Consider the following 25,262-nt stretch of genomic DNA (forward strand, 5'->3'; position numbering starts at 1 on the left):
AAATGATCAATGCGCCTGATTCATTAAGCTCACTTGAAGTAAAAGCTCGTGATATGAAGGGACAACGATATGTTTTACAAGTTGCACCTGAAGATTGTACTGGCTGTAATTTATGTGTCGAAGTGTGCCCAGCTCGTGATCGTAATAATTTTGAAATTAAAGCCATTAACATGCAATCACGGATCGATAATCTTGAGACTCAACGCACTAACTTTGAGTACTTTACTGCATTGCCTGATCGTGATATCAGCACGCTTGAACGCATTGATGTGCGCACATCACAATTACTTACACCGCTATTTGAATATTCGGGTGCTTGCGCAGGTTGTGGCGAAACACCATACATCAAATTGTTGACCCAACTTTATGGCGAGCATTTAGCCATTGCCAATGCCACTGGCTGTTCATCAATTTATGGTGGCAACCTCCCATCATCTCCTTACACTACTGATCGAAATGGTCGTGGTCCAGCTTGGGCAAACTCATTATTTGAAGATAATGCAGAGTTTGCATTAGGATATCGTATTACTTATAACCAACATAAAAAACGAGCGTTACGCTTACTTGATTATGTTGCTGGCGACATTTCGCCCGAAATAGTCATCGCCTTAAAATCGCCAGAAACCTCTATAGCGGAAAAACGTCAACAAGTCGAGTTATTACGTGAACAGCTTGCACACTTAGATTCTTCGCAATCACAAGAGTTGATGATAGATGCAAATTATTTGGTAGATAAGTCAGTTTGGGCTATTGGTGGCGATGGTTGGGCTTACGATATTGGATTCGGCGGGCTTGATCATGTTATGAGTTTAACTGATAACGTAAATATATTGGTATTAGACACTCAGTGTTATTCCAACACTGGAGGTCAACAATCAAAAGCTACACCGATGGGCGCTGTATCAAAATTTGCTGATTTAGGTAAGCATAAAGCACGTAAAGATCTTGGTGTTAGTGTAATGATGTATGGCCATGTCTATGTTGCACAAGTTGCATTAGGTTCACAACTTAACCAAACTCTTAAAGCCTTACAAGAAGCCGAAGCTTATGATGGACCATCTTTAGTTATTGCTTATAGTCCTTGTGAGGAACATGGCTATGATCTGGCTAAATCGCATGAACAAATGAAAGATCTAGTTAAATCAGGATTCTGGCCTTTGTATCGTTACGACCCACGCCGTATGGCAGAAGGCAAACCAGGATTAGTGCTAGACTCAAAAGCACCAAATAGTGAGTCACTAACTGGTATCTTACTAAAAGAACAACGTTTTCGTCGTTTAGAAACACTTGAACCTGTAATTGCAAATACCTTGCATGAACGTTCAACAAAAATGGCAGATTCTAAATATAAATTCTTACAGATGCTAGCAACCTATTCGGATATTGAGACACCAGCAGATAGCTGACAATAGCTATACATGGTAATTATAAGCCATTATAAAGGGCTGTTATTAATAATAGTCCTTTTTTATTACCGCATTTGAGCAATAAAGCACCAGAATTGTGCATATTCAAATCACAATAGCTCACATAACAACCCAATATCACTAATTTTATGTTATTGAGTAATATACGAATCAATTATCCAATGATCGTTAAAAACTTGGTATTATTTTTGCATGATTAATAATTGACCACATAAAAATTAATTAAATGGGAGGTGAATCATGATATCCAATTTAAACGTTAGTAGAAGAAAATTAATCACATTTTCCAGTGCGGCAATTGCAGGGATATCTATTAATCAATTATTATCTAAAGCTCATGCAATAGAAGCGCAGAACTCGGTTTCATTCTCTCTACCTATGCTTGAAAATGCAGCAACACCTGATATTAACAATCCTGTAAGGCTCAACTTTAATGAAAATGCGCTTGGTATGTCACCACGAGCAAAACAAGCTGCAATTGAGGCTGTACCAAAAGCTAATCGCTATGCCAAAGCCGAAATGCCATTACTTAACAAACGATTAGCTAAATATCATAAAGTCGATGATACTCAAATTTTATTAACTGCAGGATCTTCAGAAGGTATTCGTAGTGCTATTGCTGCATTTGTTAAGCCAAATACTCAATTAGTCATTCCAGAGCTTACTTATGGAGATGGAGAACATTTTGCAAAGATCTTTAATTTAAAAATTACCAAAGTACCAAGTTTGCCAGATTGGCAGATCGATATAAAAGGCATACAAAAAGCTGCCGAAGATTATAATGGATTTTCAATTGTCTATTTAGTTAATCCAAACAATCCAACTTCGACAGTTTTTGCAACAAGTGAAATTGAATCTTGGATAAAAAGTAAGCCTAAAAATACTATTTTTATTGTTGACGAAGCCTATGCTGAATTTGTTAATGATCCTGCATTTGAATCAGTTGATAAATTAATTACACAAGGTTGTGACAATGTTATATTGCTTAAAACATTCTCAAAAATCCATGCTATGGCAGGGTTACGAGTGGGTTATGTGGTCAGTTCAGTTGAAAACGTTAAGAATATAGCTCAATATGTTGCTGGTGAAAAACTGAATTACTGTGGTGTTTGCGCAGCTCTCGCATCAATAGATGATCAACCCTTTTTAACATACTCTAAAAAAGCGGTTGATGTATCAAGGCAAATTATGGAAAAAGCTTTATCAGAACTAGGTTTGCATTATTTAAAATCTCAAACTAATTTTATGTTTCACAAAAGTCCAATTGATTTGAAAGATTATCGAGAACTAATGAAAAATAATTTTGTATTAATTGGTAGAGATTTCGCACCAGCAACAAATTGGTGTCGAATATCGCTAGGTTCGCCGAGTGAGATGCTTTACGTTGCAAATGTAATGCGTGAATTAAAAGAAAAAGGGAAAATTTAAATTAACGGCTTATTCTAAAGCTCTTTAAATATTAGCTAATTTAAAGAGCTTTATTTTTATTATAAGCCGTCAAAATTGAATTATTCATTTAAGATAATGACGAAAAAGATTTAGCTACCCATAATACGACGCGTCATCCAATAATGTTTTTTCCAATAACTATCATTTAAGTTTGAATAAACTACACCTTTTGATGTTGAAGCGTGTAAAAATTTGCCGTCTGCATAATAAATGCCAACATGTAGACCACTACGGCTACGGCCTGTTTTAAAGAATACTAAGTCACCTGCTTTAGGGGTGTTTACCTTAACACCCAACCGAGCTTGCTCAGCAGCACTTCTTGGTAAGTTTTTTGAAAGTTTATTTTTAAAAAAATTCATTACAAAACCAGAACAATCACTACCCGCTAAAGTCGTACCGCCATAACGGTATGGCGTGTTTTGCCATTTTTTATAATGAGATTCTATTTTAGTTAACATGGTTAGATTAGGACTAGGTTTAGTTTTCTTAATAGAAACTTGACGTTGGGTAGTACTACAACCAAACAACATGAAAATAGAAAAAAACAATATAGTTATTAAAAAACGTTTTTTCACGTTAGTACAGTTGTCGAGCAACGTCCCTAATAGTTGATTGTCTTTTTTTATCATTTCTTTTTGTTCCTTTATTTAACGTTGACCAATACGAATAACGCCTAGCCAATTTCAAGCTTTTAGGCAACACGCCTTTTTCCCATTCGGTTTTATCTATTTTAGATAATCTAACTGGGCTAGTGTCCGCATGGCTACGATGATTCAAACTTTCTTTAAGGCGAATTAAGCGCAAAGAAAGAAAACAGATAATAACATCATCAACACTTAACTTTCTATATCCAGAAAGCTGATACCGAACTCTAGAACCATAATGTTTTGCAGTCTGCATTAAACTACCAACTGCGGCACCAATTAACGCAGCTGATCCAAGTGAGATACCTCCGGTCGCTAAATCAATACTAGCACCAATTGTCGCCCCCTGAACAAAGCCTTTAGTCAAATGAGTACCCATCATTTTTAGAGCATCAATATTAAATAGATCAGCATTATAGCGACCTTTTATTAAAGGTAAATTCTCTTCACTTTCTTGATTTGAATCAAATTGATACAATTTTAATAATTCATTGATCGCCATTTGTTCTCGCTTTCTAACTTTATTTTGCATATCAGCAATTGCCTGCACATCTTCTGATTTAGCCATTTCATAAAAGGCTGTAACATCAATGAGTGTTTCGGCAATAATCAGATTAGCGGTTTGATTTCGAGAATTACGAGTCTGTGCGATTTTATCTAGCCAGTTATCTAATATAACCTTAGCAGGCTCAACTAGTAAAGCAAGGCTATGATATAAACGTTCTTCACCATCCAAAGGAGGAAATATAGCGTCGAATCTTATAATAACATGAATCCCAATGCGTGACAGTAATTTTTTCCATTCCTTTTCATTTTGGTTACTGTCTGCAGTAAAATTTAAAACAGCTAATATGGGCTTATCACTATTGGCTAAAATAGCTAATTCATCGTGATACTTTGCCAATACTGGCTCTCGTACATCTATCACATAGATAACCGCATCACTATTTAGCAGTTGCTTGATGACTTTAGCTTCTTGATTAAATACGTTTTCCGACTCTGGGCTTTGTAAAAAAAATGTTAATTTATCGACACCATCAAGTTTTGCATTAGTAGGAAGTAATTGGTTAATATAATCATAAAGTGCTAAACTGTCTTCTAATCCTGGAGTATCATAAAAAATTATTGATTTATTATGCTCAAGTGGCAATGTTATTGATTCAACGTGTCTTGTGGTGCCAGGGCTATCAGATACATTTCCAAAATGACTATTACGAATTAAGGTGCGTAGTAAAGATGTTTTGCCAACATTGGCATGACCAACCACTGCTAATTTTAATGTTGATAGCATTTTACAAAGCCTCGCTTAGCCAGTCAGGTTGAGCCAACTGTAAAGATAATGATTGCCAATTATGGTACTGTTTACCTTGATTAATAAACCAAATACGAGTTTGCTGAGATTTATTAATCAGTTGATTAATAAAATTTAATACTCCCCTATCTGGCGCTCTATCGGTATCAACCGCAATTAATAATTTTTGAGCTGGCGTTAATTGTAAATAATCTAGAATATTACTGCGCTGTTCACGCGTATTTAAAAAACCTAAAAATGAGACAGACTCAGGGTAGTGCCAACTTTCTTGCACATCGATGGCAACCAAAAAATTACCTTCAGCAGCTTCTATTGAATGTGTTGAAAAATGCCACTGGTGACTATTTTGACCTAATTTATCAGCATCTTCAATATTCACAAATAATGACTGCAACCGATTTGCTAATATTTGATAATCAGGATGAGAGATATTAAGCTCAATTCGACGACTACTAATAAGCCAATTAACACCACAAAACACCATACACAAAAGCCGCAACATTAATCCATAAACAATAAATACACCTAACAGCCAAACAGCCCACGATGATCGAATTTCACCAGCACTTAACGCATGTTCGCTTAGCTTTATAACTTCGTCTTTTGGAATTTCAAAGCCAAGTAATGACGGTAAATAGCCTAAATAATGAGTTAAACCAATAATCGTATCAGAACTAAGCAAAGTGGTTTGCCATTCAAAACTATAATGCTTAGTTGAAAATAGCACAACTAAAACTAATAATGCACAACTTAAAATCACAGTCCAAAACAGGTTAAGCACAAACCCAATAAGCCAACGAATACGAGAGCCAAATAGTTCAACAAATGCAGGGATCAGTTGTTGCACTGTCTTTTTTTGAGAAAGCTTTTTAGCCAACCATAACCAACAATGAATCAACAAACTACCACCAAAATTGGAAAAGAGGAAAAACGAACCAAGCCAAATAGTTAGCGTAATTAAATGAACTCCTAACAAACTAAAAAGCGCCCAATACAAATTGATAGGGTTTTGACTTAATGCTCCCAATGCTAATGAACCACCTAAAAAAACAGATAGTAGCAGCAATAATGCAAAAGATAACTTTACCGATCGCAAAAGTACTTTTTGCGCCAAATACAATCCATTTTGTTTAGACAACATGATTGCACGCATCACAATTCGATCTGGAAGCGATATTTGTTCGGCTCTTACTTGTCGGTTGATATCTTGATCAGCAAACTGCCCAAATTCTGTTTCAATTAAATGGATCGTTTCGGTCAACCAGAGTGATTTTAGCTTTTGTCGCATTAGACTTAATCTTCAACATTATAATAAATAAAATATAAAAGAAACGCGACATAAGTCGCGTTCATAAAGTCGAATCAATTATTGTGTAATTTCACCAATTTTACTTAATAAAGTTTGAATACGTTGTTGCCATACTTGCTGATCTTGTTTTAGCTTTTCGTTTTCGTCACGTAGTGCTTTCATTTCATCTGAACTATCATTAATTAATTGCTCTAACTCTTGATTGCCTTTTCTTAAGGTTGCAATCTCTTGTTGTAATGTATTGATAGTATTTATAGTATGTTGGATTCGACTTTCTAATTGATTTAGTATTTCTAATGACATATTTTTCCTCAAGCTCAAATTATTTGGTGTATAATGCTAATCATTATACCGAATTCATTCTAAAATCAACACCTTTTTAAATCTTAAGTTGGAGAAAATTATGCGAAAACCTCTCGTTATGGGTAACTGGAAATTAAACGGTAGTTTGGATATGGCTAAAAGCTTAGTCTCAGGACTAAAAAGTGAGCTATCAAACGACACAGCATGTGATATTGCAATTGCACCACCTGTTGTATACCTTGATTTTGTAAAACACCAATTAGGTGGATCTAATATTATTTTAGGAGCACAAGATGTTGGTATTAATTTATCAGGTGCTTTTACTGGCGAAGTATCAGTTAACATGTTAAAAGAAATTGGCGTGACTCATATTATTATTGGACATTCTGAACGCCGAACTTATCACAAAGAATCTGATGAATTTATTGCAAAAAAATTTGGTGTAATTAAAGAAGCTGGTTTAGTGCCTGTATTATGTATTGGCGAAACCGAAGCAGAAAACGAAGCTGGTCAAACACAAGCTGTTTGCGCACGCCAAATTGATGCAGTAATAAAAGCACTTGGTGTTCAAGCATTTAACGGTGCGGTTATTGCTTATGAACCAATCTGGGCTATTGGAACTGGCAAATCTGCAACTCCTGCACAAGCACAAGCTGTTCATAAATTCATTCGTGATCATATTGCTAAACAAGATGCAAAAGTGGCACAACAAGTAACCATTCAATATGGTGGTTCAGTTAATGATAAAAATGCGGCTGAACTATTTACTCAACCCGACATTGATGGCGCACTAGTTGGTGGTGCATCACTAAAAGCTGATGCTTTTGCGGCAATTGTTAAAGCGGCTGAGCAGGCTAAAAAATAACGCATAAATATGTCGAATAACAAAATAAAAAGACGCTTAATTTGGCGTCTTTTTATCATTTAAATTAATATCATTTTTTAGCCTTAGTCGGATAACGTGAAGGCCAAATTTTTTCGACAGGTACTTGTAAATAATCAGAAATAATTCGTTCATACTTAGGGCAATGGCGATATAATGCGTTTCTTAAAGTATCAGCCTGCAAACCACTAGCTCTAGACAATGCTCTTAAATTTCCGCCTCTAATTTTAATTTCGCCTACAACTCTAGATGGTGCCCAGTCTTGATCTTGCTCTCTCATTATGAGATCCTCTATTAGTTAAATTCTTACTATTGTAAAGATTATCGGTAATACAATGTTCAAAAGATATGAATTTATATAGAACAGAATAACACAGAAAAAAACGATTTAAAACAATAAAAACAATAAAAAAATGGAATAGAGGGAAAAATGCTCGAAAATAAAATAAAAAACCAAACCGAAAAAGAAAAAACACGAACCCTAACTAATACAGGGGTCATTAATTTTAAAAATCGATTAAGCCTAGTGTTAGAAGGTCTTTCAGGTAATGCCTTTGCTAAAAAAGTTGGCATGTCAGAAGCTGTAATAAGAGATTACTTATCAGGCAAAACCTACCCATCACTAAATAGATTAGCTATCATTGCCCAAAAATGTAATGTTCCTATTGAATGGTTAGTAACTGGAAAAGGAAAATGTCGATTATTATCAGATTCAGATACTCAAGATTCAGTATATATTCCATTCCACCATTTAAATAATATGGTGAAATCTTACTCAAAAATCGAATCAATCCCATTTGATATTAATTTAATAAGGCATCAAGGCTGTAATTACGAAGACTTAGTCGCCGTATGGGCAAAAGGTGATAGCATGGAGCCAACAATATCAAATCATGATATTCTTATTATTGATAAAGCGCATTATAAACCGATCGATGGCTATTTGTATGCTGTTGAATATGAGGATCAAATCAGTATAAAACGCATTCAAAATCAAGGAGCAAACTTAGCATTACTTTGCGACAATCCTAAGTACCCAACCATTATTGGGGATAAGCATGAACCGCAAGAATTTAAAATTATTGGGCATGTAGTTTATCTTCTAAAAGATCTTAACTAAAACCCATTTAAGCTTGGGCTAATTACAGCTTTACCGGCTTCGACTGGTAAGGCTGTTTTAATGTATTTAACTCTCGTTTTTTTCTATGAATATCAAGGTAAAAAAATGTCAAAAAGTTTCAGGTAACTATGTGTTTCAGTATAAAATCAATGTAAAGCTATTATAAAAAATAAATTAACTTAACAATCGTTATCAGCATAACTTTATGCTTTTTTCACTAGTTATGCTAAAATTAGCATTAAATTTTTTATTAGTTTTACCTATTAATATAATATTATGCCAAATATAAACACTCGAAAAAAAGTCGTTGTCGGTATGTCTGGCGGCGTTGATTCTTCTGTCTCAGCTTATTTATTACAACAACAAGGATACGATGTTGTTGGGTTATTTATGAAAAATTGGGAAGAAGACGACACAGAAGAATATTGCTCTGCCGCTGTTGACTTAGCCGATGCGCAAGCAGTTTGTGACAAATTAAATATAAAATTACATACTGTCAATTTTGCTGCCGAATATTGGGACAACGTATTTGAACATTTTTTATCTGAATATAAAGCAGGCCGAACGCCAAATCCTGATATTTTATGTAATAAAGAAATAAAATTTAAAGCATTTTTAGAATATGCGGCCGAAGATCTTGGCGCAGACTTTATTGCCACAGGGCATTACGTCCGTAAACGTCAAACAGGCGATAAAGTCGAATTATTACGAGGGATCGACAATAACAAAGATCAAAGCTACTTTCTTTACACCCTTAGCGAAGCACAAATAAGCCAAAGCTTATTTCCAGTTGGTGAACTCGAAAAACCAGAAGTGCGAAAAATTGCACAACAACTTGGTTTAGCTACCGCTGCTAAAAAAGACTCAACTGGCATCTGCTTTATTGGTGAACGTAAATTTAGTGACTTTTTAGCACGATATTTACCCGCTCAAGCAGGTAACATTCGCACTATTGATGGAGAGATTATTGGTCAACATCAAGGCTTGATGTATCACACATTAGGGCAACGCAAAGGGCTTGGTATTGGTGGCTTAAAACAAGCTGACGACACACCATGGTATGTTGTAGACAAAGATCTTACCAATAACGAATTGATTGTGGCACAAGGTCATGATCATCCAGCACTCCTTTCTGAAGGATTAATTGCTCAACAACTTCATTGGGTTGATCGTAAAGTAGTAACAAAACCATTTAGCTGTACTGTAAAAACACGTTATCGTCAACAAGACATAGCCTGCCAAGTAATACCATTAACCGATGACAAAATTAAAGTCATATTTAATAATCCTGTTGTAGCTGTTACACCAGGTCAGTCTGCTGTCTTTTATAAAGATGAAGTATGTCTTGGTGGTGGTATTATAGAAGAACGAATTACAAACAGTAAGGAAGACTAACGTGAATAATAAATACCACCATATTGCTATTGCCCTCGCTGGTGCGGCACAAAGTGCAATACTGGTGCCACAACTTGCTAACACAGGCGTTTGTAATGTTACACTTTATGAACAAGCAATAAAAAGCTTGTTTAAAACCTCGCCAAAAACAACGGATGATGTTTATGATGGTATTAAAAATATCAAAACAGGATTACAAACAGTAATACAACTATTATTATCAGGACAAAAAGAACAAGTCCAAATTATTCGTTACCTGTTTGGTACAATTGGCATTACTAGCAAATTATTAAAAAATAATGACGCATTAGATAAAATTGACCAACGATTAAAACGCATTTCAGGACTTTATCTAGATATAAATGATGAAACTGTTAGTACTAATATTGAAGATCTGTCCTATTCATTAGCGGGAATTTATTCTGATATCATCAGCCCGATATCAACAAGAATAAAAGTTGTTGGCAAAATCGAATTTTTACAAAACACATTGGTACAAGCAAAAGTAAGAACCGCCCTTTTGGGATGTGTTCGATCGGCTATTTTATGGTATCAAGTTGGTGGAAATCGTTTCCAGTTTCTTTTTTGCCGTAAACGCATTTGTAAAGCAGCACAAGAACTATTAGACCAAATTAATTGCGCAAACTAATTTGCACTTTATAACTGATATTTCAAATATTGTAACGGAGTAAAACCGATGGAATTATCTGCACTCACTGCCCTTTCGCCAATTGACGGGCGTTATGGTGAAAAAACCACAGAGTTACGCACCATTTTTAGCGAATATGGTTTATTAAAATACCGCGTTCAGGTCGAGGTTTGTTGGCTACAAAAATTAGCTTCACAAGCAGATATTTTAGAGGTTCCAACATTAAGTCAATCAGCTATTAATCATCTTAATCAAATTGTAGACCAATTTAGTGTGCAAGATGCAAGTCGCATTAAAGAAATCGAAAGAACCACTAATCACGATGTTAAAGCTGTAGAATATTTTCTAAAAGAAAAAGTGAGTACTCATGAAGAATTACACGCCATTAATGAGTTTATCCATTTTGCTTGCACATCAGAGGACATTAACAACTTATCTTATGCGTTAATGCTAAAAACAGCTAGAGAAGCTGTCTTAGTGCCATATTGGAATAAACTCATTGATAAAATCACCTCACAAGCTATCGCTTATCGTGATTTACCACTACTATCAAGAACACATGGTCAACCCGCTACGCCATCAACCATAGGTAAAGAGTTTGCTAATGTAGCTTACCGCTTAAAACGCCAATTACAACAACTAAAATCGGTTGAAATACTAGGGAAGATTAATGGCGCAACGGGAAATTATAATGCACATATGGTTGCTTATCCGCAAGTGAACTGGCATAAATTTAGTGAGAATTTTGTTAACTCGCTAGGACTAAAATGGAATCCTTATACCACCCAAATTGAACCACATGACTATATTGCCGAATTCTTTGATTGTGTAGCACGTTTTAATACCATTATGATAGACTTTGATCGAGATATTTGGGGATATATTTCACTAAATCACTTTAAACAAAAAACTGTTGCTGGCGAAATCGGATCTTCAACTATGCCACACAAAGTTAATCCTATCGACTTCGAAAATTCAGAAGGCAACTTAGGGATTGCCAATGCAATTATGAACCATTTAAGTAGCAAATTACCGATTTCACGCTGGCAACGTGATTTAACCGATTCTACAGTGTTGCGTAATCTAGGTGTAGGTATTAGTTATGCCATTATAGCTTATCAATCAACCCTAAAAGGATTAAACAAACTCGAAGTCAACCAAGACCACTTACTTGAAGAACTTAATCGCAACTGGGAAGTATTAGCCGAGCCAATTCAAACAGTAATGCGCCGTTATGGTATCGAAAAACCTTACGAAAAATTGAAAGAATTAACTCGAGGCAAACGAGTTGATGCAAAAGGCATGCAAGAATTCATTGACTCATTAGATCTACCCGAAAGTGAAAAAACACGACTAAAACAGTTAACACCAGCTAACTATATTGGTTATGCCGTTAGCTTTGTTGACAATTTAGAATAACAACTTAAATCCAAATAGCCTGATACAGTCACACCCTATCAGGCCATATTGACTTTCAGGTGATCATATTAATCACACTAGTGTAGAAATTACTCATTAAATATAAATCACCTAAACAAAAAATAGGGAAATTAATTGAACATTCGCATTGCAACTCGTAAAAGCCCATTAGCGCTATGGCAAGCAAATTTTGTTAAGCAACAAATTTTAACTAATCACCCAAATTTGACAGTGGAATTAATTCCCATGGTAACTAAAGGCGATGTATTGCTAGACAGCCCTTTATCGAAAATTGGTGGTAAAGGTCTTTTTGTAAAACAACTAGAACAAGCAATATTAAATAACGAAGCGGATATTGCTGTCCATTCAATAAAAGACATCCCTGCTGAGTTTCCTGAAGGATTAACATTAGCCACAATTTGCAAGCGAGATGATGTACGTGATAGCTTCATTTCAAATAAATATTCAAATATAGATGAGCTACCCAATGGTGCAATAATTGGTACATCAAGTTTACGACGTCAATGTCAATTGCGTGCAAAATATCCCCATTTACAAATTAAAGATCTTCGTGGCAATGTAGGCACTCGTTTAGCTAAATTGGATAATCAACAATACGATGCCATCATACTAGCCTCAGCGGGTTTAAAACGTTTAGCACTACAAGACAGAATCAAACAATATATTGATACTGACTTAATTTTACCTGCTGTCGGACAAGGTGCTATTGGTATTGAAACCCGAGCAGATGACAAAAAAATATTAGAGATTCTTTCAGTGCTTGATGACAAACATAGCCGAGTTTGTATTGAAGCAGAAAGAGCAATGAATAAAGCTTTACAAGGTGGATGCCAAGTGCCCATTGCTTGTTATAGCCAATTAAATAACAATATTTTATCACTACAAGGCCTTGTTGGACGCATTGACGGTTCTAAAATAATTAAAGGGACATTAGAGGGTAGTATAACTGAAGCCGAAAAGTTAGGAAAAGAATTAGCAAAACGCTTATTAGATCAAGGTGCGAAAACAATATTAAAGGAATTAAATGGCGGATGATTTATGTAACTAGACCCTCTCCAGAGGGTGAAAACCTTACCCAACTATTTGCTCAAGCAAATTTGCCTGTACAACATCTTCCATTTTTTACTATTTCACAAGGCAATGACCTACTAAACTTACAACAACAACTGAATAAACTTTTACCTAACGATATTGTAATCGTTGTTTCACCACAAGTTACACACGTTATTAAAACCTATATTGGCAATCTAATATTACCAACTAATGTTCGGTATTACGCAATAGGAAAAAAGTCAGCACAATTATTTAACCAGCTCACCACAACTAAAGTCAATTATCCAGAACAAGAAGACAGTGAAGGATTATTGATAAAACTACAGCAAGAATCTGTACAAAATCATACTGTTTTAATTTTATGCGGTAATTCAGGTCGGCAATTATTATCTCAAACACTAACAAATCGAAAAGCCAAAGTAAAATCAATAACGTGTTACTGCCGTGAGCCAATCACCTATCCGCCAAAGATATTATCTAGTAATATTGAAAATCAAATCATCATTATTACTAGTCTAGAACACTTAATCCAGCTTGAGTTATATATCAATCTTGAACATAAAATGCATGCTAATCTTGTAGTAACAAGCCAACGAATTTTTGCAAAAGCGAAACAACTTAATTGGCAAAAAGTTCAACTAGTGAGTAGTGCGAATAATCAAAAGCTTTTTAACGCTGTAATGATAAATTATACTATAGCCGATAATATAAATAATCTATGACACTTGCTTATTAAGACAATAATTAAAATTTATTTAAAACAATGTTAACTCTATGTCATAATGCAACATAAATTTCTAGAAATCTAAATGAGGTTATTTATGCCACCAAAATATTACGGTGCCAATGCAACACTTTCAACAATAAACACAACTTCGTTTAGTCAAATAACGATAACAGCGGTTCAAAATGAAGCGAATAACACTATGAAAGAAGATAAAAAAAATCAAACAACCACTCAATCCAATCCATCTGTGGAATCTAAATCCCAACCTAAAAACAGTGTTAGCGATAACACTAAGAACACAAGCAAATCACCCGTTTCAAAACTATCAATAATTGCTATAGCATTAACTGTTTGCTTAGGTGGTTTGGGGCTTTATTATGGTCAACAGGAAATTAAAAAACAAAAAAAAACCATCTCAATATTACAAACTGAGCTGGCCAATTTAAAACAAACAACCAAGCAAAGTATAACAAATGATTTACAAAGTAGTATTACCGACGCAGTTAATAAACAAAATCAGCAATTCAATTCACTAGAACAGCGTATTGATCGTAAACTGAGTGATCAACAACAGCTACAGCAACAATTAACAACTCAAATTAATGATTCACAAAAATTGACAGAACAAAGCTTACAAAATATCAATGAACGCTTAGCAGCAATGTCAACAAGTGATCACAATGTTTGGTTAATTTCACAAGCCAATTACTTAGTACATTTAGCTGGTCGTAAAATTTGGAGTGACCAAGACTACACATCCGCACGATTACTACTAAAAAGTGCTGACGAAAGCCTAACTCAAGCTGATGACCCAAGCCTATTGCCTGCAAGACAGGCAATTAGTAAGGATATTAATTCACTTGCTCAAGTAAGCTTTACTGATACCGATGGCATTATTATGAATTTAATCGGTTTATCAGAATCGCTTACCGAATTACCTTTAGTAGGTAATTATAAAGATATCGATCTTGGCATGACACAATATGCCGAAGATGCTACAAACACACCACAAACAAACATTAACAATATAGCTAATGATAATAATAGTGGGGTATCATCATCGGTTAACGATTGGTCTGATAATTTATTAAGCAGTACCAAGACTTTTATGGATAAATTTATCACCATAGAAAAACTTGATGACAAAGAGAACAACTTTAAGGCTTGCTTAGAACAAGCAGGACAAGACGAAAAACAAATCGTCAAATGCCAAATATTAAAAGCACCACTGAATTTGGAACAGTCGCTTTACCTACGTGAAAACATCCGCTTCCGTTTATTGATTGCAGCGCAAGCCGTACCAAGACATCAAGAACTTATTTACCAACGTGCACTAAATGAAACCGCAATTTGGGTTAATGCTTATTTTGATGGGAATGCTCCAAGCGTTAAAGCATTTATTAATGAACTTGAAAATTTGCAAAATCAATCAATCAGCAATCAAAATGTGCCTGAAAACCTAACTAGCATTGGCGAACTTGAAAAACTAATGCAAACCCGCGTTCGCTCAATGTTAACAAAATAGGAGAATAATAATGATAAAAATACTAATTATTTTCTTAGTACTAGTGGGTGGATTCTTTTTGGGACCATTATTACAAGGGCACCAAGGTTCAGCGGTATTTGAATTTGCCAAATATCGTGTCAGCATGTCATTTAATTCATTTATGATACTTGAATTAGTTGGTCTACTTTGCCTTTATTTAATCTATTGTTTATTGAATAAAATTTTTAATTCTAAAACAGCATTAGGCAATTGGCTACGCTTAAAGTCGCCAAAAAAATCGATAAAACGTGTTGAACAAGCGCAAATGTTATTACTTGAAGGTGATTATAAGCAAGCTGCTAAACTATTTATCAAAAGTGCCAAAGGGGCAAAAAATACCACCTTATCGTATTTACTTGCGGCACAAGCTCAAATTGATAATGATGAATTAATCCCCGCTAATCAGTCGCTAGAACAAGCCGCTAAAAGTTGCCAACCTAATGAGTTATTTGCCTTTCAGCTAGTACAAATTAGATTGCAACTAAAAAACCAAGAATACACAACTGCACGCATCACATTAGACCAGCTACTAAACGAAAAGCCTCGCAATGCTGAAGTACTTAGATTAGCAGATCAACTTTATTATGAAATGGGTGATTATCAAGCGATTATTGACCTATTACCAGCAATGTACAAAGCTAAAGTGTACAGCGAGTCGCAACTAGATCAGTTTAAACAAGCAGCCTATATTGGTCGAATTAAGCAATTATCGACTAATAGTGATGCACAAACACTAGTAAAATGGTGGCATGAACAACCAAGAGCCATTTTAAATAATATGGCTTATCAAAAAGCGATGGCTAATTATCTAACTCAACTAGGCCAAGCAAACGAAGCAGAAAAGATATTAAAATCGATTAGTAAACTTGAACAAAAAGAAAGAACATAAAAAAAATATAACAAAAAAAACAGGGTAATTGCCCTGTTTTAGTTTGAACTCACAATAATGGTTAAAAATTCAGTTATTGATTGATACAGATCAAATCATAAAATAGCGAATTAACGCCATAAAGCACATACCAGCAACCACAATACACATTAGATTCTTAGTCAAAAAGGCAACAATTGCGGTTGGAATTGTCGCTAAGCAATATTCCACATTAAAATCAGGAAAATGCCCCTCCTTTGCCACAAATAAATTTTGCACAAATAGCGCTGTTAAAATACATAAAGGTACATATGACAAGAATTGAGTCACAACATTAGGCAACTGAAATTTACGAACTAATATAAATGGAATCACTCTTGGCAACCAAGTTACTAACCCGCAACCTAAAATAATCAATAAACTATAAGTTGTCATGCTTTTTCTCCATTGCCATACCCATAAAACAACCGCCAAACGTACTGATTAAAATAGCCATTTCAGGTGACACAAAACGCATTAAGAAAATTAGCAAAACAGCAACCGTTAACATAGCTAAAAGTCGATTTTTAAGACTTTTGCTATTATCGCTAATCAATTGCAAATAGAGCAAACCAATAAACATGGCGACTAAAGCATAATCTAGACCAAATTGTGTAGGATCAGGCAACCACTCTCCGATTAAAGCCCCAATAAAACAAGACAAAATCCAAGTAATATAAGCCGTTAAATTAAGGCCATGCATCCAAGCAGCATTAACTGGCACTTTATTTGTAATCGCATTTATTGCCACGGCAAAACTTTCGTCGGTCAATAAGCTACCAATACCAATATTATTTAATAACGATGCTTTGCGAAAAGCTGGAGCTGTTGCCATACTCATCAAAAAATGACGTGAATTAACTAAAAAAACAGTAAAAATAATAGCCGAAATAGGTGTAGCTACTATCATTAATCCAGCAATAATAAACTGCGCAGCGCCTGCATAAACAATAATAGCCAGTAATGTAATTTCGAGTACCGATAAATTTGCCGATTTACCCACAACACCGGCAGCAATACCAATACCGATATACCCCAATAGCGTTGGAATACAAGCATAAACTCCATCTTTAAATGATAATGGCATAGATATTCCTTAATAATAACAATATGCTATAGATTAATATTACCTATATTACAAATACATATTAAAAATGACAAATTAAATAACTTAATTCACAATAAGCCATAATATATTGCCGAAATTTGCTATAATATTGCTTAACTAATATTGATGACAATCAAAATAACTTAATAACAATTAATGTGACAAATATATCTATGCATACAGGAACTTTATTTATCATTTCTGCACCAAGTGGTGCAGGCAAATCAAGTCTGATCCGAGCCTACCTAGCGCAAAAGAATCAACATCAAGCTAAAGTATCAATTTCGCATACTACGCGCGATCCTCGCCCAGGAGAAGCGCATGGTGAACACTATTACTTTGTGGATCACAAACACTTTGAATCCTTAATTGATCGGCAAGCATTTGTCGAATATGCCAACGTATTTGACCACTATTACGGCACATCTAAAGCCGAAATAGAACAAAGCCTATCGCAAGGAATTAATGTTTTTCTAGATATTGATTGGCAAGGTGCAAGGCAAGTACGCCAAAAAATGCCACAAGCAAAAAGCATATTTATACTACCACCTTCGCTCAAAGAGCTTGAAAACCGCCTAGTTAAACGTGGGCAAGACGACAACCATGTGATTGCCAAAAGAATGCAAAAAGCCCGAGCTGAAATTTCACATTATAACGAATATGACTATATCATTATTAACGATGATTTTGACACCTCATTAAATGCCTTAAGTGCCATTATTACCACTGCCAGCCTTGAGCAACCAAAACAAGCTATCATCAATAGGCAATTATTAGTAGATTTGCTAGGGGAATAATTCGAAATAAGATGAAAAAATATCGCCAAAAAAGTGGCGATATTTTTATGGAATAAATTAATTACCTAACGCTTTATCAGCCTGATCATTTTGGATCAACTCTAACTTATAGCCATCAGGATCCTCAACAAAAGCAATAATAGTTGAGCCACCTTTTACAGGTCCAGCTTCGCGCGTTACCTTGCCTCCAGCTTGTTTGACGTCATTACACATTTTAGCAACATCATCAACACCAATAGCTATATGACCAAACGCCGAACCATGCTCGTATTTATCGGTACCCCAATTATAAGTTAACTCAATAACTGAGCTAGTTGTTTCATCACCATAACCAACAAATGCAAGTGAATATTTATATTCAGTATTTTCACTAGTTCTTAACACCCGCATTCCCATTACACGAGTATAAAAATCGATTGAGCGCTGTAGATCGCCAACTCGAATCATAGTATGTAATATACGCATTACTTTGTTGTTCCTTATACGATTAATAATTTGTTTGAGCTTATATGTTAGCATTCAGACAGGCAAACTTTTGTGAAAGATTCATCGATTAGATAAAAAACAATAATTAATTTAATCAAGTTATTTGCTAAAGTAATCCGCTCACCATTGAGATGAGCGAAAATTAGTTGTTATTTAAGGACAATATGTCCAAAACTAATAAAATTAAGCGTTATTTTTTTACACTACTACCATAACGTGGTGATGCGCTAATTTGTTTACCATTAGTGACTAAACGAACAGCTTGACCAACATAAAAATCGTTAGCCGAACCTTTTTGTACAAGAACAATATTAGATCCGTTTTTTTGCTTGATTTCTAACTCAACACCACTAGCTTGGCTAGATTTATTTTGAATAGCATCACCCAAAATCGCACCACCAATAGCTCCTGTTGCAGCAGCTAACACACGGCCAGAACCATTACCAATAGTATTACCTAAAACGCCACCTATAACAGCACCGCCAAGGCTACCTGCTACACTTTCACTTTTACCATTTGACGCATTAGCTTGAATTTTAACAGGTCGTACTGAAACAACTGTACCATAACTTACTTGCTGAACTTGTTTTGCTTGATCTGCTGTATAAACATCGCCAGAATAAACATCACTATTGCTACATCCAGATAAAATTGCAGCTAAAATAGTTAACGTGACGATTTTTTTCATAATTTATTCCTCATATAATAATAGTATAAGCTTTTTATACACAGTTTAGAATAATATTTTTTTTTTAAAACAACAATACCATTTTCATTATTTTATCAATAGCCAATACAATTTATGCTTAAGTTAGGTTATACTCAGCACAAAAATTTATCAACTATGCAATGAATATATGAAACGGTTATTTTTTCTATTAACATTATCAGTTATGATAACTGCTTGTCATGATGCAAATCAAGCACCTACAACAACCGATAATGCTGCCATTAAACAGCCATCGAATGATTGTTTAGATAACAAATCAGCCCATGATTCGCATTTAGGCAAAATTCCTGCTTTAGGATGTCCCGTGAAATAATACAATAGGCACAAGTAACATAATGAAAACTATCGAAATCGACGAAGAATTATACCAATTTATTGCTGGTCAAACTAAACACATTGGCGAAGATGCATCTAGTATATTACGACGTTTATTAAATATAAACCAATCTACATCGGCAAAAAAACAGACTATTGCACAAAAAGAGAATCATTATCCACTGTTTAATGACTTATTAACTAGTGACGCTTTCACAAACGAGAAATCCATTATTAGTCGCTTTATATTACTGCTTAGTGCGTTGTATAACTATAATCCAGCACTATTTGCCATAGCTGCAACATCCTTACATGGAAGCAAGCGAAAATATTTAGCCAAAGATAAACAATTACTAGAAACATCAGGCAAAAACACAAAACCCCGCGAAATCATTGGTACACCTTATTGGGTTATCAGCAACACTAATACTGCCAGAAAATTATATATTATTGAATCAATAATGAGTGACATGGGCATATCTGAAACCATGATAAACCAAGTCACCAACGCATTTTTACCTTAATAGGTTAAATAAAAATAAAAAAGCTAAAAACGTGATATAAACTCAACAGATTCGCGTTTTTAGTCATATAAAGTATTTTTTTATGAAAGAGGAGTAAAAAATGGCCAAGCAAAGCCGCGCAGGAATGTTAGCTCAACCATCAGATCTTATCAACGTTGAAACATTACGCAATAACTATTACCAAATCCAACCTGATACGGATAATGCTAGCCAATTAGTCATTTTTGGTACATCAGGTCATCGCGGAAGCTCAAACAAAGGCACATTTAATGAAGCACATATATTAGCCGTTGCTCAAGCAATTGCCGAATACCGCAAAGCGAACAACATTACAGGCCCTTGCTTTATTGGTCAAGACACACATGCCTTATCAGAACTTGCCTTAAAATCAGTGCTTGAAGTTTTTGTCGCCAATGAGCAAACCGTGGTTATGGCTCGTGATTGGGGTTATACGCCAACGCCTGTGATTTCGCATGCCATTTTAACTTACAATCAAAATAAACAATCACAACTATCAGACGGCATTGTTATCACTCCATCGCATAATCCACCAGAAGATGGCGGAATAAAATACAACCCAACCAATGGCGGACCTGCGGATACTGACATCACCAAACAAATTGAAAACCGCGCCAATGAATTACTGAAAAACAAACTCAATGGTGTAAAACGTGTCACCTTAGACAAGGCTCTAAATTCAAATTACATCCACACCAAAGAATACGAAACCGACTATATCAACGATCTTGAAAATATCTTAGATCTCTCTCTTATCAAATCATCATCGCTCAAAATCGGTGTTGACCCATTGGGTGGTGCTGGTATCACCTATTGGCCACGCATTGCCGAAAAGTATGGCATTAACCTCAATATTGTTAATAACAAAGTCGATCCAACTTTCAGCTTTATGCATCTAGATCATGACGAAGTTATTCGTATGGACTGCTCAAGCCGTTGGGCTATGGCTGGGTTATTAAAATTAAAAAACCAATTTGATTTAGCCTTTGGTAATGATACCGACTTTGATCGTCATGGCATTGTGACACCAAAAGGACTAATGAACCCAAATGCCTACCTTTCAACCTGTGTTAATTACTTGTTCCAAAACCGTCCACAATGGCACAAAGATATTGCTATTGGTAAAACACTAGTCACAAGCTCAATGATCGACCGAGTTGCTAATAGCTTAAACAAACAGTACTTAGAATACCCAGTTGGTTTTAAATGGTATGCCGATGGGCTTTACAATGGCAAACTTGGATTTGCTGGCGAAGAGAGCGCAGGCGCATCGTTTTTAAGAACGAACGGTAAAGTATGGTCTACCGACAAAGATGGCATTATTTTATGTCTGCTTGCTGCCGAAATGACGGCTAAACTAGGCAAAAACCCACAAGAACAGTACCAAGAACTTGAAGATAAATTTGGTGTTTCTTATTATGGACGAATCCAAGCGCCAGCCTCGTTTAGTGAAAAACAAAAACTAGCCAAACTTGATGCCAGCCAACTAACCACCGACAACTTAGCAGGTGAAAAAATCACTCAATGTTTAACCACTGCACCAGCTAACAATGCTGCAATTGGTGGGCTTAAAGTGATAACCAAAAACGGCTGGTTTGCCGCTCGCCCATCAGGAACAGAAGATGCTTACAAAATTTATGCAGAAAGCTTTATAAGCAACGAACATTTAAATACACTCCAACAAGAAGCCCAAGAAATTGTAGCAAAAGCGATTAAATAACCGAAAAAAAACAAACGCAATAAAAAGCAGCAACTATTTGGTTGCTGTTTTTTCACATAATCCTTTTATTAGAAAGATATCAAAACAAACACACAAATAAAATCAATATGTTTTCTGAACAATTTTAAGCTAAAGCGGTAGAATTTTTCATATAAACATCTCTGGTAGAATACTGATTTTATTAAAGTTTTTAAGTTAAATCAAATAACTATTGGTTGATTTTTTTATTGTGGTGAATTAAAAAAATGCTTTTGCACTTTATGCAAAAGCGTAAGCCTTCAGTATTGCTAGTCGAATCGCTTTTTTTGCTTTCAATCATTAAAGTACCCACAGCAAACTTTACCTATTTGAACTTATCTTTACGTTGGTTTTGTCTTTTATTAACACCATAACTTCTATCTACCATCTACACCTTACAAAGCATTAAAAACACAAACAGCCGCAGTATTGTCAACACTGCTCTTCCAGACAGAACGACCTGTTGGGCTTATCTCGTGCCAATAAATTATATTATCATGGAGATCTTTTTTCCTGTCACTTGACCAAAAAGAGGAGCCAAAACCCCCATCAATGTAATTATGCAAAGGTCCCCACTCTGTAAGAAATCCAGCTCCTATTCGGCGTTGATAATGTTTATAACTTGAAGACGGTTTTGCTCCACGTCCAGATTCACCTTCATTAGTCAAATCACTTGTCTGTGGAAGACGATAACCTATACTATTACACCAAGATTCTTGATTAGAAACTATATCTTTTTTATTTCGACTAACAAACCATTTCCTTAATTGAAATCCATATTTTAATACATTACCACGACTATCCTTACCCACTAATTCAAACGTTTGTGGTAAACTTGGCTTGGAAATTATACTGGGAGTATCTGACTGTTTTTGATTACTGCTTGCTGCAGGCCCTGTTAATTTAACGCGTGCTACGACTTTCCTTCTATCGGCATTAGGAATCCATCCATCACTAGCTACAACATTTGTTACCGTAGCAGTTATTCCCCCCAAAGTAACCGCTTTCCAAGTCAACTGACCAACGTCAACTCCACCTATGATGAAATCAAAATATAAATTATCAGCTCCCGTTGTCGGGAAATTTTGACTGTATGAGTCTGGATGGCTTGATTGAACTAAAAATCCTTTTTTGTCGTTCCATATGTCGGCTGGACCAGCACTTAATCTGTCCCCCCAAAACAAATTCGGTCTTACAAAACAAACGGTTGGCGATGCCTTCGGTTTGATATAATATGCTACTTTACGACCTTTAAAGGAGTTGGTGTTTGGTATGCCGTAATAAGTGCTTATATTACCGTCTGTACTACTTAATTCCACTTTATAAGGTGACTTGCAAATATCTAAAACATCATTACGATTAACTGCTTGACCATCACTATCGGTTATCCTGAGCGTTATACTTCCTGTTATTTTAACTCCACCGCTACCTTCTCCATCACCATCATCATCCCCCCAATAATGATAACGTGTCACTAAGCTGTTTATACTTACTGAATTGGTAGATGCTGGCACCAGCATATTAATATCAGCAAAACTTTGGCCATCTATGGGTAACTCAATTGGCTTTGTAGACGAGGAACTATTAATTCTAGGTGTGATTTTACTACCATCGGATAATGTGATAGCCAATAGCTCATCAGTTGTTATAGCCTTAGTCCGACCTTCGTCAAATGTTAAATAAGGCGCACTACCCTGTATAACACCGCTTGTATGAGCCGTTAGTGCTTGAGAGTTCGATGAATACGATAATAACAACAACGGAGTCAAGAACCATACGCTTGAGAATGTAAAGGTGAATTTTAGTTGGATAAATAAATCCGCTAATTTCACTAAAGAAATATCAGTTTGTAAGAGTTTTTGATAATTTGAAGATTTAAGAGAATTTAAGATATAGGCCTGCCTATTTTTGCTCCTACGACAATAATCCATTATATTTCACCTATTAATGAATGTTCCATTTCATTTTTATTAACTTATTAAATAAGCTGATTTTCTATCAGCTGTAAAAGTATAATCTTTTGTGAAAATTTTGGCTAGTTTTTTGGATAATTTATTAATTAAAATATAGTATTAGGCTTAGAACATTTAACCTTTTGCGAAAATAATTGACATTAGTGATAACATCCAAAGCAAAAATTTCCCAACTCGCACTCTAGCTTTACTTAATTATCGTGCATGCTATCGCTATGAAAAAGTAAAATATTGACTTTACAATATTGTGAGATTTTCTTGCTCTAAAATTGCTCAGGTAGACTATTGATTTTATTGGATTTTTTATTTTTAAATAAAATCATATACTTATGGGCTAGTTGTTTATTACATTGAATTTGGCTTTTTAAGAAAGGCACTTTTGTTATTTGATAATAGCTATTTAATAACAACTTATTAATAACAGCTAGTTAATAACAAAAGCGCAAACTTTAAAATTGTCTCGGTCTGGCGTTATTTTGGCTTTTAGTCATTAAAGCACTAGGCTCGCAGGCTTTGCCTGCTCAAAGCCCCAACATGCGCTGGGCTTGGTTCTTTGTTACCTTGTTTACTCTATAACCCCCCGCCCTAAGGATTAAATACCAAATAATAAATGCTAAGGAGTGACACAAATCGCATTATAAATATTCGAATTTAGATTATCATGATGGAATATCATACCATAGGCAGCATCGCTTACGAGGTATGGCAAACCGTGGAATAACCCACCACTTTCACTAATGTCGCTTGTTATGCTAGTGGTAAAAATAGACTTGTTATTGCCGAAGTAATAATAAACCATACCCCACTCCGCAAAAAAACCAGCACCTATATGGCGCTCGTACATATTATTTTTTGAAGATGGCTTAGCACCAACATCTCCTTTACAATTTTCACCCAAAAAACCAGCACAAACTGCATTAGTCAAATCCTTTACCTGTGGAACACGATAACCTACACTATTACACCAAGATGTTTGATTAAAATAAGTATTATCGCTTTCTCCACGATGCACAAACCACTTTTGCAGAACAAATCCATATCTTACTACCACATTTTCATTACTATCTTTACCCTCTAGTTCAAATACCTGCGGTAAATTTGGTTTGGGAATTGGACCTGGGCTGTCTGTTTGTTTTTGAGCATCACTTGCTTTAGGACCTGTTAACATAACGCGAGTTACTTTCTCTCCATTGGGAAGCCACACATCCCACAAATTTACTTCCGTTTTTATCACAGTAGCAGTTATTCCCCCACGTGTGACTGGAGCCCAAGTTAACTGCTCGCTATCAACGCCACTTATGATTAAATCAAAATACAATCCATCACTGCCCGTTGTTGGAAAATTTCGACCATACTGTAACGGCGTAGCTGATTGAGTCAAAAACCCTTTATCTGGATTCCATATATCA

General features: G+C 35.3%; 26 protein-coding genes. 15 read left to right on the plus strand and 11 right to left on the minus strand.

What is annotated here, in order from left to right; translation table 11 throughout:
* Both J6569_RS08280 and J6569_RS08285 read left to right on the plus strand, forming a co-directional pair.
* Nucleotides 1-1,406: thiamine pyrophosphate-dependent enzyme (locus J6569_RS08280; RefSeq protein ID WP_296318231.1), on the plus strand; the 1,406-nt coding region annotated here is incomplete at its 5' end.
* Between the two features lie 261 nt (nt 1,407-1,667).
* A complete protein-coding gene (locus J6569_RS08285) occupies nt 1,668-2,855 on the plus strand; it encodes a histidinol-phosphate transaminase (RefSeq protein ID WP_085163787.1) in 1,188 nt (395 codons plus the stop codon).
* 110 nt (nt 2,856-2,965) lie between these two features.
* On the opposite strand, the gene J6569_RS08290 is transcribed toward J6569_RS08285, so the two are convergent.
* From J6569_RS08290 to zapB, 4 genes are all read right to left on the minus strand, one after another.
* On the minus strand, nt 2,966-3,505 hold the full coding sequence (locus tag J6569_RS08290; RefSeq protein ID WP_081296713.1) for an NlpC/P60 family protein: 540 nt from the start codon (nt 3,503-3,505) through the stop codon (nt 2,966-2,968).
* Entirely contained in the window at nt 3,453-4,811 is a 1,359-nt protein-coding gene (locus tag J6569_RS08295) for a DUF3482 domain-containing protein (RefSeq protein WP_296318232.1), read from the minus strand. Before J6569_RS08295 ends, J6569_RS08290 begins: the two co-directional genes overlap by 53 nt.
* A gap of 1 nt (nt 4,812) precedes the next feature.
* Nucleotides 4,813-6,120: a DUF2868 domain-containing protein gene (locus tag J6569_RS08300; protein ID WP_065590480.1), complete on the minus strand. Its 1,308-nt coding sequence runs from the start codon at nt 6,118-6,120 to the stop codon at nt 4,813-4,815.
* Between the two features lie 78 nt (nt 6,121-6,198).
* Nucleotides 6,199-6,444, minus strand: a complete 246-nt coding sequence (zapB, locus tag J6569_RS08305; protein WP_034910977.1) for a cell division protein ZapB — start codon at nt 6,442-6,444, stop codon at nt 6,199-6,201.
* A gap of 100 nt (nt 6,445-6,544) precedes the next feature.
* Between zapB and tpiA the strand changes: the two genes are divergently transcribed.
* Nucleotides 6,545-7,309, plus strand: a complete 765-nt coding sequence (gene tpiA, locus J6569_RS08310) for a triose-phosphate isomerase (protein ID WP_065590479.1) — start codon at nt 6,545-6,547, stop codon at nt 7,307-7,309.
* 70 nt (nt 7,310-7,379) lie between these two features.
* On the opposite strand, the gene J6569_RS08315 is transcribed toward tpiA, so the two are convergent.
* The gene (locus J6569_RS08315; RefSeq protein WP_065590478.1) at nt 7,380-7,607 is read right to left on the minus strand and encodes a helix-turn-helix domain-containing protein; all 228 of its coding nucleotides are present in this window, start codon (nt 7,605-7,607) and stop codon (nt 7,380-7,382) included.
* Between the two features lie 150 nt (nt 7,608-7,757).
* Here J6569_RS08315 and J6569_RS08320 point away from each other — a divergent pair, with 150 nt between their 5' ends.
* From J6569_RS08320 to J6569_RS08355, 8 genes are all read left to right on the plus strand, one after another.
* A complete protein-coding gene (locus J6569_RS08320) occupies nt 7,758-8,447 on the plus strand; it encodes a LexA family transcriptional regulator (RefSeq protein WP_085163789.1) in 690 nt (229 codons plus the stop codon).
* 276 nt (nt 8,448-8,723) lie between these two features.
* On the plus strand, nt 8,724-9,842 hold the full coding sequence (mnmA, locus tag J6569_RS08325) for a tRNA 2-thiouridine(34) synthase MnmA (protein ID WP_065590476.1): 1,119 nt from the start codon (nt 8,724-8,726) through the stop codon (nt 9,840-9,842).
* A gap of 1 nt (nt 9,843) precedes the next feature.
* On the plus strand, nt 9,844-10,491 hold the full coding sequence (hflD, locus tag J6569_RS08330; protein WP_296300847.1) for a high frequency lysogenization protein HflD: 648 nt from the start codon (nt 9,844-9,846) through the stop codon (nt 10,489-10,491).
* Nucleotides 10,492-10,539: 48 nt separating this feature from the next.
* Nucleotides 10,540-11,910, plus strand: coding sequence for an adenylosuccinate lyase (gene purB, locus J6569_RS08335; RefSeq protein ID WP_296302483.1), 1,371 nt, complete (start codon nt 10,540-10,542; stop codon nt 11,908-11,910).
* 135 nt (nt 11,911-12,045) lie between these two features.
* The gene (hemC, locus tag J6569_RS08340) at nt 12,046-12,966 is read left to right on the plus strand and encodes a hydroxymethylbilane synthase (RefSeq protein ID WP_085163792.1); all 921 of its coding nucleotides are present in this window, start codon (nt 12,046-12,048) and stop codon (nt 12,964-12,966) included.
* Complete coding sequence (locus tag J6569_RS08345) at nt 12,963-13,706, plus strand: uroporphyrinogen-III synthase (RefSeq protein ID WP_065590472.1); 744 nt, start codon at nt 12,963-12,965, stop codon at nt 13,704-13,706. The genes hemC and J6569_RS08345 overlap by 4 nt, the downstream gene beginning before the upstream one ends.
* A 99-nt stretch (nt 13,707-13,805) precedes the next feature.
* Entirely contained in the window at nt 13,806-15,236 is a 1,431-nt protein-coding gene (locus J6569_RS08350; RefSeq protein WP_167370031.1) for a uroporphyrinogen-III C-methyltransferase, read from the plus strand.
* A 10-nt stretch (nt 15,237-15,246) separates the two neighbouring features.
* Complete coding sequence (locus J6569_RS08355) at nt 15,247-16,146, plus strand: heme biosynthesis HemY N-terminal domain-containing protein (RefSeq protein WP_174798107.1); 900 nt, start codon at nt 15,247-15,249, stop codon at nt 16,144-16,146.
* Between the two features lie 90 nt (nt 16,147-16,236).
* Here the strand turns inward: J6569_RS08355 and J6569_RS08360 are convergent, their stop codons facing one another.
* Nucleotides 16,237-16,560, minus strand: a complete 324-nt coding sequence (locus J6569_RS08360) for an AzlD domain-containing protein (protein ID WP_065590469.1) — start codon at nt 16,558-16,560, stop codon at nt 16,237-16,239.
* Nucleotides 16,547-17,251, minus strand: a complete 705-nt coding sequence (locus J6569_RS08365; RefSeq protein ID WP_065590468.1) for an AzlC family ABC transporter permease — start codon at nt 17,249-17,251, stop codon at nt 16,547-16,549. The genes J6569_RS08360 and J6569_RS08365 overlap by 14 nt, the downstream gene beginning before the upstream one ends.
* 194 nt (nt 17,252-17,445) lie before the next feature.
* On the opposite strand from J6569_RS08365, the gene gmk reads away from it, so the two are divergent.
* Nucleotides 17,446-18,069 carry a guanylate kinase gene (gene gmk / locus J6569_RS08370; RefSeq protein ID WP_085163796.1) on the plus strand — a complete coding sequence of 208 codons (624 nt, stop codon included), beginning with the start codon at nt 17,446-17,448 and terminating at the stop codon, nt 18,067-18,069.
* Nucleotides 18,070-18,126: 57 nt separating this feature from the next.
* Here the strand turns inward: gmk and gloA are convergent, their stop codons facing one another.
* Entirely contained in the window at nt 18,127-18,534 is a 408-nt protein-coding gene (gloA, locus tag J6569_RS08375; protein WP_065609744.1) for a lactoylglutathione lyase, read from the minus strand.
* A gap of 211 nt (nt 18,535-18,745) precedes the next feature.
* Nucleotides 18,746-19,246, minus strand: coding sequence for a glycine zipper 2TM domain-containing protein (locus tag J6569_RS08380; RefSeq protein WP_085163798.1), 501 nt, complete (start codon nt 19,244-19,246; stop codon nt 18,746-18,748).
* A 166-nt stretch (nt 19,247-19,412) separates the two neighbouring features.
* Here J6569_RS08380 and J6569_RS08385 point away from each other — a divergent pair, with 166 nt between their 5' ends.
* The 3 genes from J6569_RS08385 to pgm all read left to right on the plus strand — a co-directional run bounded on the left by J6569_RS08385 (nt 19,413) and on the right by pgm (nt 21,862).
* Complete coding sequence (locus J6569_RS08385; protein WP_065609748.1) at nt 19,413-19,598, plus strand: hypothetical protein; 186 nt, start codon at nt 19,413-19,415, stop codon at nt 19,596-19,598.
* Nucleotides 19,599-19,620: 22 nt separating this feature from the next.
* Nucleotides 19,621-20,124: a hypothetical protein gene (locus J6569_RS08390; RefSeq protein WP_065590464.1), complete on the plus strand. Its 504-nt coding sequence runs from the start codon at nt 19,621-19,623 to the stop codon at nt 20,122-20,124.
* 100 nt (nt 20,125-20,224) lie between these two features.
* Nucleotides 20,225-21,862, plus strand: a complete 1,638-nt coding sequence (gene pgm / locus J6569_RS08395; protein WP_296318233.1) for a phosphoglucomutase (alpha-D-glucose-1,6-bisphosphate-dependent) — start codon at nt 20,225-20,227, stop codon at nt 21,860-21,862.
* Nucleotides 21,863-22,275: 413 nt separating this feature from the next.
* Here pgm and J6569_RS08400 read toward each other — a convergent pair whose 3' ends face one another.
* Both J6569_RS08400 and J6569_RS08405 read right to left on the minus strand, forming a co-directional pair.
* Entirely contained in the window at nt 22,276-23,811 is a 1,536-nt protein-coding gene (locus J6569_RS08400) for a hypothetical protein (protein ID WP_296318234.1), read from the minus strand.
* Between the two features lie 655 nt (nt 23,812-24,466).
* A partial coding sequence (locus J6569_RS08405; protein ID WP_296318235.1) for a hypothetical protein occupies nt 24,467-25,262 on the minus strand: 796 nt, incomplete at its 5' end.

Origin of the sequence: Gilliamella sp., assembly GCF_024104075.1 — a bacterium.
Taxonomy (GTDB): Bacteria; Pseudomonadota; Gammaproteobacteria; order Enterobacterales; family Orbaceae; genus Gilliamella; species Gilliamella bombi.